Source organism: Streptomyces sp. NPDC042371, from assembly GCF_056437465.1.
Map to the genome: position 1 here is coordinate 80,058 of NZ_JBWKAP010000020.1, position 15,785 is coordinate 95,842.

Genomic DNA, 15,785 nt, shown 5'->3' on the forward strand with positions numbered 1-15,785 from the left:
GACGTCCTAGTAAATTCGAAGGTATGGACGCTGACGCGATCGAGGAAGGCCGCCAGCGCTGGCAGGCCCGTTACGACAAGGCCCGCAAGCGTGACGCGGACTTCACCACGCTCTCCGGGGACCCGGTCGACCCCGTCTACGGGCCGCGGCCCGGGGACACGTACGACGGGTTCGAGCGGATCGGCTGGCCCGGGGAGTACCCCTTCACGCGCGGGCTCTACCCGACCGGGTACCGCGGCCGGACCTGGACCATCCGCCAGTTCGCGGGCTTCGGCAACGCCGAGCAGACGAACGAGCGCTACAAGATGATCCTGGCCAACGGCGGCGGCGGCCTCTCCGTCGCCTTCGACATGCCGACGCTGATGGGCCGCGACTCCGACGACCCCCGCGCGCTCGGCGAGGTCGGCCACTGCGGCGTCGCCATCGACTCCGCCGCCGACATGGAGGTCCTCTTCAAGGACATCCCGCTCGGCGACGTGACGACGTCGATGACGATCAGCGGGCCCGCCGTGCCCGTCTTCTGCATGTACCTCGTCGCGGCCGAGCGGCAGGGCGTCGACCCGGGTGTCCTGAACGGCACGCTCCAGACCGACATCTTCAAGGAGTACATCGCGCAGAAGGAGTGGCTCTTCCAGCCCGAGCCGCACCTGCGCCTCATCGGTGACCTGATGGAGCACTGCGCGCGTGACATCCCCGCGTACAAGCCCCTCTCGGTCTCCGGCTACCACATCCGCGAGGCCGGAGCGACGGCCGCGCAGGAGCTCGCGTACACCCTCGCCGACGGCTTCGGGTACGTGGAGCTGGGCCTGAGCCGCGGGCTCGACGTCGATGTCTTCGCGCCGGGGCTCAGCTTCTTCTTCGACGCGCACGTCGACTTCTTCGAGGAGATCGCCAAGTTCCGCGCCGCCCGCCGCATCTGGGCCCGCTGGCTGCGCGACGAGTACGGCGCCAAGAGCGACAAGGCGCAGTGGCTGCGCTTCCACACGCAGACCGCCGGTGTCTCGCTCACCGCCCAGCAGCCGTACAACAACGTCGTGCGTACGGCGGTGGAGGCGCTCGCCGCGGTGCTCGGCGGCACGAACTCCCTGCACACCAACGCCCTGGACGAGACCCTCGCGCTGCCGAGCGAGCAGGCCGCGGAGATCGCGCTCCGTACGCAGCAGGTGCTGATGGAGGAGACGGGCGTCGCGAACGTCGCCGACCCGCTGGGCGGCTCCTGGTACATCGAGCAGCTCACCGACCGCATCGAGGCCGACGCGGAGAAGATCTTCGAGCAGATCAAGGAGCGGGGGCGTCGGGCGCAGCCGGACGGGCAGCACCCGATCGGCCCGATCACCTCGGGCATCCTCCGTGGCATCGAGGACGGCTGGTTCACCGGCGAGATCGCCGAGTCCGCCTTCCAGTACCAGCGGTCCCTGGAGAAGGGCGACAAGCGGGTCGTCGGCGTCAACTGCCTCGAAGGCTCGGTCACGGGTGACCTGGAGATCCTGCGGGTCAGCCATGAGGTGGAGCGGGACCAGGTACGGGATCTTGCGGGGCGCAAGGGGCGGCGTGACGATGCGGTGGTCCGGGGCGCGCTCGACGCGATGCTGGCGGCGGCTCGGTCCGGGGCCAACATGATCGAGCCCATGCTGGAGGCGGTCCGGGCGGAGGCGACGCTCGGGGAGATCTGCGGGGTGCTTCGCGATGAGTGGGGGGTTTACGTGGAGCCGCCAGGGTTCTAGGACGGTTCGCTGTCTGCGGGGGTGTGGGGGCGGATCGTGCGCGGCCCTCTGCGGGTGGTGGGGGTTGCTCGCGCAGTTCCCCGCGCCCCTAGGTCAGTCCCCCGCGCCGGAGCCATTTCGCGGCGTCCCTCGCCCCCGAGGGGGTGGCTGGGGCGTTGCCGGGGGCGGGGTGTTTTTAGGGGCGCGGGGAACTGCGCGACCAGCCCCCACCACCCGCAGACGGCGACGAAACGGGCGGGGCCGAAAGTCGGAGGTTTAAGGCCCAGGGGCCAGGGCAGGCGCACGCCCGGCCAGCCACCCCCCGCCCCAGGAGACTCCGTGAGCTCGACCGGTCACGCCCGCACCGCCGCCTTCGCCATCGGAGCCGCCACCTGCACCGTCCTCGGTGCACTCCTTGTGGGCGGATCCGGCGAGGTGAGTGCGAGCCCGCCGCCCGAGCCCAAGGTGCAGGACGACTTCGATTCGCTCGGCCCCGCCGTGCGCGCGGCGAAGCTCTCCGACGGGCGTACCGCGCACTACTCGGACACCGGCGAGAAGGACGGCAAGCCCGTCCTGTTCATCGGCGGCACCGGCACCAGCGCCCGCGCCTCGCACATGACGGACTTCTTCCGCACCACCCGTGAGGACCTGGGCCTGCGCCTCATCTCCGTGGAGCGCAACGGCTTCGGCGACACCGCGTTCGACAAGAACCTCGGCAAGGGCGACTTCGCCAAGGACGCCCTGGAGGTACTGGACAAGCTGGACATCGACGACGTGTCCGTCGTCGCGATATCCGGCGGCGGACCCTACGCCGCCGAGCTCGCCGCGCAGGCCCCCGAGCGGATCTCGCAGCTCCACCTCGCCGCCGCCCTGCCGCCCTACGGCACGAAGCCCGAGTACTGCGGCCTCTCCGACGACGCGCTCGCCGACGCCGTGCGGGACCAGATCAAGGACCCGCGCAAGTGGTGGGCCTTCCCCGACGACAGTCCCGTGAAGTCGATTCCCGGCTTCGCCGACACCGCGTACGAGGAAGGCGCCCGCACCTACAACCAGCGCGGCCAGCAGGCCGACCCCGCGCCCCAGGTGCACGAGCAGAAGCTGTACTGCGGACGCCCCGGCCCCGACCTGTCGAAGCTGGACGCCCCCGTCTACCTCTACGGCGGTAAGAAGGACACCACCGTGCCGCCCGAGACCCTGAAGGCGTGGCAGCGGGAGCTGCCGGACACGGCGAAGGTGCGCACCTACGCGGACTCCGGGCACGACGTGCAGTACCGCCACTGGGACCAGATCCTCGTCGACCTGGCGGGACACGGGGACCGCACCGTGGTGTGCAAGAGCGACAAGACCCGCGTGCTCGTCGCCCGCGAGGCCGACCGGCTCGTCGCCAAGGGCAAGGCCACGCTGGGCAGCTGCGCCTGGTCGAAGAAGTAGCCCAACTCCGGTCAGGGTTCCGGCAGCGTCAGGCGGAACAGTGCGCCCCCGCCCGGTGCCCGTTCCGCCGTGAGCTCCGACCCGTGCGCATGCGCGATCTGGCGCGCCATCGCCAGGCCCAGGCCCGAGCCGGGCAGCGCGCGGGCCTTCTCGGCACGGTAGAAGCGGTCGAAGACGTACGGCAGGTCCTCCTCCGAGATCCCCGGGCCGTGGTCGCGCACCGTCAGCGCCTCGCGGGTCAGCGCGACCTCGACCGGGCCGCCCGGCGGGCTGAACTTCGCCGCGTTGTCGACCAGGTTGGTGAGCAGCCGGGACAGCCGCGCCGGTACGCCGGGCACGCTCAGCTCGGCCGCCTCCGGCGCCACCTGGAGCGTGAAGCGGATCGCGGGCCAGTGGCCGCGGGCCGCGTCGACCGCGTGGGCGGCCAGCGGGGCGAGCCGTACCTCTTCGAGCAGGGGCTGCGGCTCCGCGTCCCTGGCCAGCTCGATCAAGTCGTTCACCATGCCGGTGACTTCGCGCAGCTGACGGCCGAGCGCACCGGAGGCCCGCTCGCGCTGGGCGTCCGTCAGCCGGTCCGCCCTGGCGAGGAGTTCGGCGTTCGTGCGCAGCGCGGTCAGCGGGGTGCGCAGCTCGTGCGAGGCGTCGGCGACCAGTCGGCGGCGGGCCGTGACGGACTCCTCCAGTTCGGCGAGCATCGTGTTGAACGAGGTGGCCAGGCGGGTCACTTCGTCCTCGTGGCCCTCACGGGCCGGGCGGCCGGGCGGCAGCTCGATGCGGTGGCGGGCGTCGCGGGTGGCGGCGATGCGCTCCGCGGTGGCCGTGAGCCGGGTGATCGGCGCCAGGCCCGTGCGGGAGACCCAGTAGCCGCCGACCGCCGAGAGCAGCACACCGGCGCCGCCCACCGCGGCGAGCAGCGACGCGGCCTGGCGCACCCCGCGCTCGGCGATGTCCGCGCGCAGGGCGACCTGCACGGCCTCGCCCTCCTTGCCGAACGTGGTGGTGTACATGCGACCCGGCTTGCCGCCGGGGAGCGTGAAGTTCGAGTAGTACGCGGGCCGGTGGCCGTCGGCGACCGAGCGCGTCAGCCCCGACACGGGTAGCAGGTACGGCTTCGCCGGGTCGTCCTTCGCGTCCGCGGGCACGATCTGCGAGCAGGCGGGCGCGCCGAGGAAACGGCACTCGCCCGTCATGACGCCAAGACCCTCGCTGCGGTGCTGCTGGGCGATGAGCGTCGCCGACTGGGCGAGGTTCTGGTCGAGCTGCTGGTACAGCTTGAAGCGGATCACGAAGAACGCGGCGGCACACACCCCGATCGCGACCACGGCCACGGCGGCCGCGGCGACCACCGCGAGGCGGGTCCGCAGCGGCCTGCGGCGCCGCCACCGCGCGCCGAGCCTGCGCCGCGCGCTCACGGGGAGCCCAGCCGGTAGCCGACGCCGTGCACGGTGTGGACGAGGCGGGGCTCGCCGTCCGATTCGAGCTTCCTGCGCAGATAACCTACGTACACGGCGAGGGAGTTGGAGTCGGGCCCGAAGTCGCGGCCCCACACCGCCTGCTGGATCAGCTCGCGCGGCAGGACCTGGCCCGCGTTGCGCAGGAGCAGTTCGAGCAGGACGGCCTCCGTGCGGCTGAACTCGACCCGGCGCCCGCCGCGGCGGCCCGTGCGCGTCGCGGGATCCAGCACCAGATCGCCGTACGCGAGCTCGTCGCCGTCGTCCGCCGCGCGCTCCGGCGTCGCGCGCCGCAGCAGGGCCCTGACCCGGGCCACCAGCTCGTCCAGGGCGAACGGCTTGACCAGGTAGTCGTCGGCGCCCGCGTCCAGGCCGTCGACGCGCTCGCTCACCGAGTCCAGGGCCGTCAGCACGAGCACCGGCGTGCGGTCGCCCGCGGCGCGCAGCTGACGGCAGACCGCGAGGCCGTCCATGACCGGCATCAGGACGTCGAGGACGACCAGGTCGGGCTGCCAGCGGGCGACCGCCGTGAGCGCGCGGTGGCCGTCCGCCGCGCCCCGTACGTGATGACCCTCGACCGTCAGGGCGTCCTCGACGGCGGCGCGGACCTCGGGGTCGTCGTCGACGACGAGGATCCGGTGCGCCGCCCCGCCCGCGCCCGGCGGGCCGCCCTTGCTGGTCACACTCGTGAAGCTCATGAACCAAAGGTGCCAAACGCGGCTCTTAAAACCCTCTTAGACCCTCGCGTGATGCTCCACTGCCATGCGAACCACTCACTCCGACCGCGCCGCCGCCCCGGGCCGCGCCGGGCTCTCCGTCGTCATCGGCGCGGGCGGCACCGGTGGGCACATCTATCCCGGCCTCGCCCTCGCCGACGCCCTGCGCCGGGCCGTGCCGGGCGCGGTGATCTCCTTCGTCGGCACCGAACGGGGCCTGGAGACCCGGCTCATACCGGACGCGGGCTACCGCCTCCACACCGTCGACATGATCCCCTTCGACCCGTCGCTCGGCGCCCGCCGCTATCTGCTCCCCGCGGCGCTGGTGAAGTCCGGCGCCCAGTGCCGGACCATCCTGCGCGAGCAGGGCGCACAGGTCGCCGTCGGCATGGGCGGCTACCCCAGCGCCCCCGTCATCGTCGGCGCCCGCATGACCGGGCTGCCGAGCCTCATCCACGAGTCCAACGCCGTCCCCGGCCGCGCCAACCGCTTCGCCGCCCGGCTCACCCCGAACATCGCGGTGGCCTTCGACCGCAGCCGCGCCCATCTGCCCGGCGGCGAGCGCGCGCACACCACCGGCATGCCGATCGCGGCGCCGCTCGCCGCGCTCGACCGGGCCGCGCTGCGCCCGGCGGCCCGGCGTGAGCTCGGCGTGCCGCCCGGCGCCCGGCTGATCCTCTTCAACGGCGGGAGCCTCGGCGCGGCCCGCCTCACGGCGGCGGCGGTCGGCCTCGCGGCGCGCTGGCGTGACCGGAGGGACGTACACCTCCTCATCAAGACCGGTCCCGCGGCCCTGGAGGAGACGCAGGCGCGGCTCGCCGCCGAGGGCGGAGACACGGTCGCCCGGGCCGTCCCCTACCTCGACCGCATGGACCTCTCCTACGCCGCAGCCGACCTCGTCGTGTGCCGTGCGGGCTCGGCGACGGTCGCCGAACTGGCCGCCACCGGCGTCCCCGCCGTCCTCGTGCCCTATCCGCACGCCCCCGGCGACCACCAGACCCACAACGCCCGGGTCCTCTCCGACGCGGGCGCGGGCCTCCTGCTGCCCGACGCCGAGACCACCGACGAGCGGCTGGCGCAGCTGCTCGGCCCGCTCCTCGCGGACCCGGTGCGGCTCGCCGCCATGAGCGGCGCCGCCGATCCCGGACCGCACGCCCGCGCCGCCGACCTGCTCGCCGAGCGGGTGCTTCGACTCGCCCACGCAACCCCTCACCTGGAGTACGCATGAACACGTCCGCCGCCACCCCCTTCTCCTGGCAGGACCGCACCGTCCTGGTCACCGGCGCCGAGGGCTTCATCGGCTCGACGCTCGTCGACCAGCTCCTCGAAGCGGGCGCGAAGGTCCGCGCCTTCGTGCACTACAAGCCGTACGCGGAGAAGGGGCACCTGGCCCACCTCCTCGGCGACCCGCGGGTCGAGATGATCGCGGGCGACGTGCGGGACGCCGGGCGCGTGATGGACGCGGTCGCCGGGTGCGACACCGTCTTCCACCTCGCCGCGCTGATCGGCATCCCGTACTCGTACGACTCGCCCGGCGCGTACGTCCAGACGAACGTGGTCGGCACCGAGAACGTCGCGGAGGCGTGCCGCAGGCACTCCGTGCGGCGCATGGTGCACACGTCCACGAGCGAGGTGTACGGGACGGCGCTGACGGCCCCGATCGCCGAGTCGCACCCGCTCCAGCCGCAGTCGCCGTACTCCGCATCGAAGATCGGCGCCGACATGATGGCGCTCTCGCACTGGCACGCCTTCGAGCTGCCGGTGACGGTGGTGCGGCCCTTCAACACGTACGGCCCGCGCCAGTCGGCCCGTGCGGTCATCCCCACGATCCTCGCCCAACTGCACTCCGGGGCCCGGGAGATCAAGCTGGGTTCGCTGACGCCGACGCGGGACTTCACCTATGTCACGGACACGGCGCGGGGCTTCATGGCGATGGCGGTGGCCGACCGGGCGCTGGGCCACGCGGTGAACCTCGGCGTGGGCCGGGAGATCTCCATCGGGGACCTCGCGGAGGCGCTGATCGCGGCGTCGGGGCGGGAGGCGTCCGTGGTCGTCGACCCGGCGCGGCTGCGGCCCTCGGGCAGCGAGGTGCAGCGGCTCCTGTCGGACAACACCCGGGCGCGGGAGTGGGCGGGGTGGGTTCCTGAGGTCTCCCTCACGGACGGTCTCAAGCACACTTCGGCCTGGGTCGCCGAGAACCTGAATCTCTTTGCTGCGGACAGGTACCAGGTCTGACCTTTGGCTGCGGGTGCGTGGGGGCTGGTCGCGCAGTTCCCCGCGCCCCTGGCCTCGACACCCCCGCGTCACCCGCTCAGGGCTGTGCCGCGGCCGCTGCCAGGCCGCCCAGGAGCAGGAGCGTGAAGCGGCGTGCCCACTCCTCGTCCACCGGCTCCGCGCTGACCAGGGTGCGGTGGACCACCGCGCCCGCGATCACGTCGAAGATGAGGTCGGCGGTGCGGCCCGCGGAGACCGCGTCGGGCTCCGCGGGGAGCTCGCCGCGCTCCTGGGCCCGTCTGCGGCCCGCGAGGACCAGCCGTTTCTGGCGGTCCACGATGGAGGTGCGGATACGGTTCCGCAGCGGCTCGTCCGTCGTGGACTCCGCGACCACCGCCATCAGCGCCGTCTTCGTCTCGGGCCGTCCGAGCAGCACCGCGAACTGCAGGACGACGCCCTCGATGTCCGCGGCGAGGCTGCCCCGGTCGGGCAGCTCCAACTGGTCGAAGAGCTCGGCCACCGCGTCCACGACCAGCTCGCTCTTGCCCGCCCAGCGCCGGTACAGGGTCGTCTTGGCGACGCCCGCCCGCGTGGCGACGGCGCCCAGCGTCAGCTTGGACCAGCCGAGCTCGACGAGGCCCTGCCGGGTCGCCTCCAGGATCGCGGCGTCGGCGGCCGCGCTGCGCGGACGGCCGCCGGTGCGGGCGGGAGACGTGGTGGACGACGTACGGCTCTGCATGGCGGCGACCATACCGGCCAGTACGCGGCCTTCCGGGGTGCCGAGTGAGCGAGATCACCGGAAGCCGTCTCCCCACGCCCGGTGCGCGACAGTTACGCTACGACCCGTAGCGAAAGCTTCTGGGCGACGGTGGACGGCGCGTCCCGTACGCCCCTGAGCGAGAGCCACGAGCGACAACCACACAGCACGACCACCGGACCGGGGTGGGGACCCCGGGCCAACGACCGGTCCGCCGGTCTCCACAGCGACCTCGAACCGTGTCGCCCGTGCCCCCCGCATTCCGGCGGAGGGTCACGGACGGGCACGGTTCCCGCACGGCTTGGGGGAGGATGTACTCATGCAGCCACGGAACATGTCCATGAGCGGAGTCGTCGACCTCGCCGCGGTGAAGTCGGCCCAGGAGGCCAAGGCGAAGGCGGAGCAAGCGCGCGCCGAAGCGGCCCGGCAGGGCGGGGGTGCGGCGGGCGCCGCGATCTCCCCGGCCTCCCTTGTCATCGATGTCGACGAGGCGGGCTTCGAGCTCGAGGTCCTGCAGCGCTCCACCGAGGTCCCGGTCGTCATCGACTTCTGGGCCGAGTGGTGCGAGCCGTGCAAGCAGCTGAGCCCCCTTCTCGAGCGGCTCGCGCAGGAATACAACGGCCGTTTCCTCCTTGCCAAGATCGACGTCGACGCGAACCAGATGCTGATGCAGCAGTTCGGGGTCCAGGGGATCCCGGCTGTCTTCGCGGTGGTGGCCGGACAGGCCCTGCCCCTCTTCCAGGGCGCCGCTCCCGAGGCGCAGATCCGCCAGACCCTGGACCAGCTCATCCAGGTCGGCGAGGAGCGCTTCGGCCTGACCGGCCTGGTGGTCGACGCGGGCGCCGGCGCGCAGGGCGAGCAGGCCCCCGGGGCGCCGGAGGTCCCGGCGGGTCCGCACGACGCCCTGCTCGAAGCGGCCGTGCAGGCGCTGGACGCGGGTGACCTCGCCGGTGCCGTGCAGGCGTACAAGAACGTGCTCAGTGACGACCCCGCCAACACCGAGGCCAAGCTCGGCCTCGCCCAGGCCGAGCTGCTCCTGCGGGTGCAGGGCCTGGACCCGCAGGTGGTCCGCAAGGACGCCGCCGACCGCCCGGCGGACGTGCCCGCGCAGATCGCCGCCGCCGACCTGGACCTGGTGGGCGGCCATGTCGAGGACGCCTTCGGGCGGCTCATCGACACGGTGCGGCGCACGGCCGGTGACGACCGGGACGCCGCCCGGGTGCGGCTGCTCGAACTCTTCGAGGTCGTGGGCGGCGAGGACCCGCGGGTGACGTCGGCCCGCACGGCGCTCGCCCGGGTGCTCTTCTGACCCTGTGTCCGTACTCCGGCCGGTTTGTTTCCCGGCCCGTCGGCTGACCAGTCCCTAAACGCGGGGCGTTGTGATGCCGGAGTGAAAAGTCTGTTCCCGAGGCACCACAGTGGCCGCGCTTTGCCAAAACTTGGTAAACGCGGCCACTGTTACTTGGAGTAAGGCATCGGCTTCCTTGTGGGCTGTTACGCCCGCTGATGTCCCGTTCTGCTCCCCCTCTTTGAGCCACCGTCTGTGGCCGATCGATACCGCGCGGTCGCGCTTCGGTTATCGGGCCGTTACTAGCGAGTAACGAACCCCCTTGTGCGGGGGCCGAGAATGCACCACGATCGGCCACGCTCGGTCCATTGACCCGTACCCCGACAGCCACTCGGGAGCGGGCCTTCTGGGTCCCCACCGAGCAGGCCGGTGACGCCGTCGCCGGTCTTGGACAGGGGGGTCTCTGCCGGTACCGGCAGGGCCTGTCCGAGAGGTTGTGCGTGATGCGTCAGGCGCGACCAGTGGTTGTCGCTCGGGGGTGATCGCCGGTGATGAGTGGTGCGGCAGCGCGCCTCCGATGCAGGCGCTCTCCTTCCCGAGGACGTAGCACTTCTCCCATCCCTGCCCGGCTGAGCCGCCCGAACGGCAGCAGTCAGGGCCGGAGATGTACGTCCGAGAAGGAGGAAAGTCATGGAGTCCGTGGCTCGTGGCGGAACCAGATGGAAGCGGTTCGCCGTAGTCATGGTGCCGAGCGTCGCGGCTACTGCCGCGATAGGTGTCGCCCTGTCCCAGGGCGCGCTCGCGGCATCGTTCAGTGTGTCAGGGCAGCAGTTCAAGGTGACTGCCAAGGAGCTCAACGGTACGGGATTCGTCCAGTACGGAGCTCTGGACAGCGGCAAGTCGGGTAACCACCCGGTCGCCGTCGTCGGTCTCGAAGAGGCCACGATCACCAACCTCTGCCAGTCCGTGGTCGTTCCGGTCCCGGTCTTCGGCGATGTGTCGATGACCCTCAAGGCCGGTGGCGAGGGTGGTCCGAAGGTAGAGGCCAAGAAGCTCTACATCGACGCCGATGACCTGAAGGCCAACGCGACCTTCAACAAGGTCGACATCGGTGTCTCGGTCGACCAGACCACCAAGGGCCCCGGCCCGGCGAAGGGCGACAAGTACGCCCCGGACTCGTTCGCGCAGCAGGCGGAGTCGGTGAAGTTCACCGACGTCAAGCAGCGTGCGTGGGCGACCACCGCCGGTACCTTCAAGCTCTCTGGCCTCGGCATGTCGGTCAAGAAGGGCAAGCACGAGTGCTACTAGGGCAGTTGATGCCCTAGCGGACCGCATCAGGCGGCCCGGTGCGCACTCGGTGCGATGAGAACGGCCGGGCGCGGGGGCGCGACGGCACATGACGGAGCCGTCCCCGTGCCCGAATCCGCACGACACACAGAACCAACGCCATTCCCGAGGAGCTGTACGACATGAGCGCCGAAGCGCAAGTGGGACTGGGCGACAAGCTCGGCCGGATGCGCCGATCGTTCCGAGGGTGGCGCGGTCAGCGCCCGTTCTGGGGTGGTCTGCTGACACTTCTCGGCGGCATCCCGATCATGTATTTCCCGTACGCGAACCTCACGCTCGGCACGATGACGATCCGGATGGCGACCACCGCCGGTGCCGGATCACTGATCATCGGCGTGCTGTTGGTCGTGCTCGGCCTGACCATGTGGTTCCAGCCGCACTCCCGTGTCTTCGCGGGCGTCGCGGCGATCCTGCTCGCCCTGGTCTCCCTGGTGGTGTCCAACTTCGGCGGCTTCGTCATCGGCTTCCTGCTCGCCCTGATCGGCGGCGCCCTCGGCGTCTCCTGGGCGGCCGCGAAGCCTGCGGGCGACCCCGCGAAGGGACGTACGACAGGAGAGTCCGGCGGCCCCGTGGGTGACGGGGTCCCCGAGCCCACCGCCGCGGGTGGGGTGAGCGGCGCGCAGGACGATCTGTCAGGAACGAGCCCGACCAACGGGACGAACGGGAGGCACCGTGCCGGCTGACGAGGTGCACCACGAGGGCTTTGCGGGGGAGCCCCGGGCGAGAACCGGGCCGCGCCACGCGGCACCCAGGAAGCCGCTGCTGACCCGGCTGCAGGTTCCCGCGGGGAAGGCGATAGCCATCGCCGCGATGCCCACCGCCGTGCTGATGGGCATGGGGCTGACCCCGACGCTCGCACAGGCCAAGCCGGGTGTTCCGGACAACCCCTTCCAGGACGGGCCGTGTGTCACGGCTCCGGACAAGGACGCCGAGGACGCCGAGAAGGACGCGGCGGACAAGGCGAAGAAGGACGCCGAGGCCGAGGCCAAGAAGGACGCCGAGGCGAAGGCGAAGAAGGACGCCGAGGACCGGGCGAAGAAGAAGGACGCCGGGGACGACGCGAAGAAGCCGGACCCGTCGACCTCGCCCTCCGCGGGCGACAAGGGCGACAGCGGCGGCGACGGCGACAGCGCAGGCGACGACAAGGACGACCCGGCCTCCACCCCGTCCACCGGCGACAAGGACGGCGACAAGGAGCCGGAGAAGACTCCCGAGCCCACCGAGACCAAGAACCCCTGGGACCCGCTGGGTGTCGGCGACGCCCTCAAGGACGTCTTCACGCCCGACGACAAGAAGGAGTCCGAGAGCCCGGAGCCGGACCCGTCCGAGTCGGAGAAGGCCGAGTCCGGTGCCGAGTCCGCTGAGGACAAGGCCAAGGACACGACGGACAAGGTCACCAAGCCCGTCGAGGACACGGTCGACAAGGTCGAGGACGGACTCAAGGACGGCGTCGACGACGCGAAGGACGAGGCCGGCAAGGTCACGGACGACGCGGAGAAGGCGGCGAAGGACGCGGCGGACAAGGCCGGCAAGAAGGCCGAGGACGACGCGAAGGACGAAGCCGAGGACCCGATGGCCCCGGACGCGGACGGCAAGAAGCCGTTCCCGTGCGTGGTCGAGAAGAAGGTCGACGGAGAGGCCGAGCAGACACCCTCGCCGATCCCGAACCAGCCGTGGCACCTGGAAGCCAGCTCGCTCACGCTCAAGGGCGCCGACTACCAGGGTGTCGTCAACCTGCAGATGCCCAACGGCAAGTCCAAGCAGGCCCTGAAGTACGTCGTCCAGAACACGGACATCGGCGACCTGCACCAGATCGTGGACGGACCGGCGGGCAAGAAGTACCACGTCGAGGCCGCCAAGGGCACCACGTCCACCATCCGGGGCGGCGAGACCACGATGTACACCGAGCGGATCTCGGGCAAGCTGTTCGGGCTCATCCCGATCACCTTCGACCCCGAGCACCCGCCGCCGCTGAACATCCCGCTGATCTACTTCACGGACGTGAAGGTGCAGCAGGCGGGCCAGTTCGGCGGGAACCTGACGATTCCGGGGCTGCACCAGTCGATCACCGACTGAGCCGCCGCGACATACACCGAGGGCGCCCCCTTTCGCAGGGGGCGCCCTCGGTGTCGTACGGGGCGGGGATCAGTCGCGCTCGCCGCCGCCCAGGTGGTGCACCCGGACCATGTTGGTGGTGCCGGGGACGCCGGGGGGCGAGCCCGCCGTGATGACGACCGTGTCGCCGTCGTTGAAGCGGTTGAGCTTGACCAGCTCGGCGTCGACGAGCTCGACCATCGCGTCGGTGTTGTCGACGTGCGGCACCACGTAGGTGTCCACGCCCCAGCTCAGCGTGAGCTGGTTGCGGGTCGACTCGTCCGTGGTGAAGGCCAGGATCGGCTGGGCCGCGCGGTAGCGGGACAGACGGCGGGCCGTGTCACCGGACTGCGTGAAGGCGATCAGCGCCTCGGCGCCGAGGAAGTCCGCGATCTCGCACGCGGCACGGGCCACCGAACCGCCCTGCGTGCGCGGCTTCTTGCCGGGCACCAGCGGCTGCAGGCCCTTGGAGAGCAGCTCGCCCTCGGCGGCCTGCACGATCTTCGACATCGTCTTGACGGTCTCGATCGGGTACGCGCCGACGCTCGACTCGGCCGACAGCATGACCGCGTCGGCGCCGTCCAGGATCGCGTTGGCGACGTCGGACGCCTCGGCGCGCGTGGGGCGCGAGTTGGTGATCATCGACTCCATCATCTGGGTCGCGACGATCACCGGCTTGGCGTTGCGGCGGCACATCTCCACGAGGCGCTTCTGCACCATCGGGACCTTCTCGAGCGGGTACTCGACGGCGAGGTCGCCACGGGCCACCATCACGGCGTCGAACGCCGCGACGACGCCCTCCATGTTGGCGACGGCCTGCGGCTTCTCCACCTTGGCGATGACGGGGACCCGGCGGCCCACCTCGTCCATCACCTTGTGGACGTCCTTGACGTCGTTGGCGTCGCGCACGAAGGACAGGGCGACCATGTCGCAGCCCATCTCCAGGGCGAAGCGGAGGTCCTCGATGTCCTTCTCCGAAAGGGCGGGCACGTTCACGGCCGCGCCGGGCAGGTTGATGCCCTTGTGGTCGGAGATGACACCGCCCTCGACGACGATCGTCTTCACGCGCGGGCCGTCCACCTCGACGACGCGCAGCTCGACGTTGCCGTCGTTGATGAGGATCTGGTCGCCCTTGGAGACGTCGCCGGGCAGACCCTTGTAGGTCGTGCCGCAGATCGACTTGTCGCCGGAGACGTCCTCGGTGGTGATGGTGAACTCGTCACCGCGCACCAGCTCGACGGGACCCTCGGCAAAGGTCTCCAGACGGATCTTCGGGCCCTGCAGGTCGGCGAGGACGCCGATGGCACGGCCGGTCTTCCCGGCGGCCGCACGGACGCGGTCGTACCGCCCCTGGTGCTCGGCGTGCGTGCCGTGGCTGAAGTTGAATCGGGCCACGTTCATGCCGGCCTCGATCAGCGAGACGAGCTGCTCTTCGGAGTCGACGGCGGGGCCCAGCGTGCAGACGATTTTGGAACGGCGCATGGGGCGATCCTATCGGTTTGTTTCGCTACGGAATATTCCGTCTGGTGGAATCTACAAATGGGCGGCTGTGCGCTCAGGCGTTGCGGTCGCTGACCAATGCATACGTCTGATCGGCGATCTCCAGTTCTTCGTCGGTGGGCACCACGGCGACGGCCACGCGCGCGTACTCCGGCGAAATGAGCCGGGCTTCGTCGGAACGTACGGAATTGAGTGCACCGTCGACCGCGAGACCCAGCTCTTCCAGGCCCGCCACCGCAGCTTCCCGCACCGGAGCGGCGTTCTCGCCGACCCCGGCCGTGAACGCGATCGCGTCCACCCGGCCGAGCACCGCGTAATAGGCGCCGATGTACTTCTTCAGACGGTGGATGTAGATGTCGAAGGCGAGCGCCGCCTCTTCGTCACCGGCATCGATACGGCGCCTGATCTCCCGCATGTCGTTGTCGCCGCAGAGCCCGATCAGACCGCTCTTCTTGTTGAGCAGAATGTCGATCTCGTCGATGGACATTCCGCCGACCCGGGCGAGATGAAAAATCACGGCCGGGTCCATGTCACCGGAACGGGTACCCATCACGAGCCCCTCAAGCGGCGTGAGCCCCATCGACGTGTCGACGCACTTCCCGCCCCGCACCGCACTCGCCGAAGCGCCGTTGCCCAGGTGCAGCACGATGACGTTGACGTCCTCCGGCGTCTTGCCGAGCAGCTTCGCGGTCCGGCGCGAGACGTACGCGTGGGACGTGCCGTGGAAGCCGTAGCGCCGCACGCGGTGCTCGTCGGCCGTCTTCACGTCCATCGCGTAGCGCGCCGCGGACTCCGGCATCGTCGTGTGGAACGCGGTGTCGAAGACGGCGACCTGGGGCAGGTCGGGGCGGAGCGCCTGCGCGGTGCGGATGCCGGTGATGTTGGCCGGGTTGTGCAGCGGCGCCACCGGGACCAGCCGCTCGATCTCCGTCAGCACCTCGTCGTCGATCACCGTCGGCGCGGTGAACTTCAGCCCGCCGTGCACCACCCGGTGGCCGATCGCGGCGAGCTCGGGGGAGTCGAGGCCGAGGCCGTCGTCGGACAGCTCCTGGGCGACGGCCCTGAGCGCCGCCTCGTGGTCGGCGAACGGCTCCTCGCGCTCACGGGACTCGGCGCCGCCGCCGGTCAGCGGGGTGTGCTTGAGCCGGGAGGTCTCCTCGCCGATCCGCTCGACCAGGCCGACGGCGAGACGGGAGTGGTCCCGCATGTCGAGCAGCTGGTACTTCACCGACGAGGAGCCGGAGTTGAGGACGAGTACGCGAGTGGCGGTCACTGATGGAGGCG

Annotated in this window: 13 protein-coding genes; 8 read left to right on the plus strand and 5 right to left on the minus strand. The window is 71.0% G+C overall.

The genetic code is table 11. The annotated features are described in order from the left end of the window. Positions 1–23: 23 nt before the first annotated feature. The gene (locus tag AC068B_RS38130) at positions 24–1,724 is read left to right on the plus strand and encodes an acyl-CoA mutase large subunit family protein (RefSeq protein WP_478676048.1); all 1,701 of its coding nucleotides are present in this window, start codon (positions 24–26) and stop codon (positions 1,722–1,724) included. Positions 1,725–2,042: 318 nt separating this feature from the next. Continuing rightward, a complete protein-coding gene (locus tag AC068B_RS38135) occupies positions 2,043–3,134 on the plus strand; it encodes an alpha/beta fold hydrolase (RefSeq protein ID WP_478676049.1) in 1,092 nt (363 codons plus the stop codon). A gap of 11 nt (positions 3,135–3,145) precedes the next feature. Here AC068B_RS38135 and AC068B_RS38140 read toward each other — a convergent pair whose 3' ends face one another. Continuing rightward, complete coding sequence (locus AC068B_RS38140) at positions 3,146–4,546, minus strand: sensor histidine kinase (RefSeq protein WP_478676050.1); 1,401 nt, start codon at positions 4,544–4,546, stop codon at positions 3,146–3,148. Beyond that, positions 4,543–5,283, minus strand: a complete 741-nt coding sequence (locus tag AC068B_RS38145; RefSeq protein ID WP_478676051.1) for a response regulator transcription factor — start codon at positions 5,281–5,283, stop codon at positions 4,543–4,545. The genes AC068B_RS38140 and AC068B_RS38145 overlap by 4 nt, the downstream gene beginning before the upstream one ends. A gap of 64 nt (positions 5,284–5,347) precedes the next feature. Here AC068B_RS38145 and AC068B_RS38150 point away from each other — a divergent pair, with 64 nt between their 5' ends. Next, a complete protein-coding gene (locus tag AC068B_RS38150; protein WP_478676052.1) occupies positions 5,348–6,529 on the plus strand; it encodes a UDP-N-acetylglucosamine--N-acetylmuramyl-(pentapeptide) pyrophosphoryl-undecaprenol N-acetylglucosamine transferase in 1,182 nt (393 codons plus the stop codon). Next, positions 6,526–7,536 carry an SDR family NAD(P)-dependent oxidoreductase gene (locus AC068B_RS38155; RefSeq protein ID WP_478676053.1) on the plus strand — a complete coding sequence of 337 codons (1,011 nt, stop codon included), beginning with the start codon at positions 6,526–6,528 and terminating at the stop codon, positions 7,534–7,536. The genes AC068B_RS38150 and AC068B_RS38155 overlap by 4 nt, the downstream gene beginning before the upstream one ends. 76 nt (positions 7,537–7,612) lie before the next feature. Here AC068B_RS38155 and AC068B_RS38160 read toward each other — a convergent pair whose 3' ends face one another. Beyond that, on the minus strand, positions 7,613–8,254 hold the full coding sequence (locus AC068B_RS38160; RefSeq protein ID WP_478676054.1) for a TetR/AcrR family transcriptional regulator: 642 nt from the start codon (positions 8,252–8,254) through the stop codon (positions 7,613–7,615). Positions 8,255–8,591: 337 nt separating this feature from the next. Here AC068B_RS38160 and AC068B_RS38165 point away from each other — a divergent pair, with 337 nt between their 5' ends. The 4 genes from AC068B_RS38165 (at position 8,592) to AC068B_RS38180 (ending at position 12,983) form a co-directional block, all read left to right on the plus strand. Next, positions 8,592–9,581 (plus strand): tetratricopeptide repeat protein, encoded by a 990-nt coding sequence (locus AC068B_RS38165; protein ID WP_478676055.1) that lies wholly within the window; start codon positions 8,592–8,594, stop codon positions 9,579–9,581. A gap of 669 nt (positions 9,582–10,250) precedes the next feature. Further along, positions 10,251–10,868, plus strand: coding sequence for a DUF6230 family protein (locus AC068B_RS38170; RefSeq protein ID WP_356256647.1), 618 nt, complete (start codon positions 10,251–10,253; stop codon positions 10,866–10,868). 161 nt (positions 10,869–11,029) lie between these two features. Further along, the gene (locus AC068B_RS38175) at positions 11,030–11,590 is read left to right on the plus strand and encodes a DUF6114 domain-containing protein (protein WP_478676056.1); all 561 of its coding nucleotides are present in this window, start codon (positions 11,030–11,032) and stop codon (positions 11,588–11,590) included. After that, the gene (locus AC068B_RS38180) at positions 11,580–12,983 is read left to right on the plus strand and encodes a hypothetical protein (protein ID WP_478676057.1); all 1,404 of its coding nucleotides are present in this window, start codon (positions 11,580–11,582) and stop codon (positions 12,981–12,983) included. The genes AC068B_RS38175 and AC068B_RS38180 overlap by 11 nt, the downstream gene beginning before the upstream one ends. A 69-nt stretch (positions 12,984–13,052) precedes the next feature. Here AC068B_RS38180 and pyk read toward each other — a convergent pair whose 3' ends face one another. Both pyk and AC068B_RS38190 read right to left on the minus strand, forming a co-directional pair. Beyond that, a complete protein-coding gene (gene pyk / locus AC068B_RS38185) occupies positions 13,053–14,483 on the minus strand; it encodes a pyruvate kinase (protein ID WP_478676058.1) in 1,431 nt (476 codons plus the stop codon). 73 nt (positions 14,484–14,556) lie between these two features. Then, a complete protein-coding gene (locus AC068B_RS38190) occupies positions 14,557–15,774 on the minus strand; it encodes an acetate kinase (protein ID WP_478676059.1) in 1,218 nt (405 codons plus the stop codon). Positions 15,775–15,785: the final 11 nt, after the last annotated feature.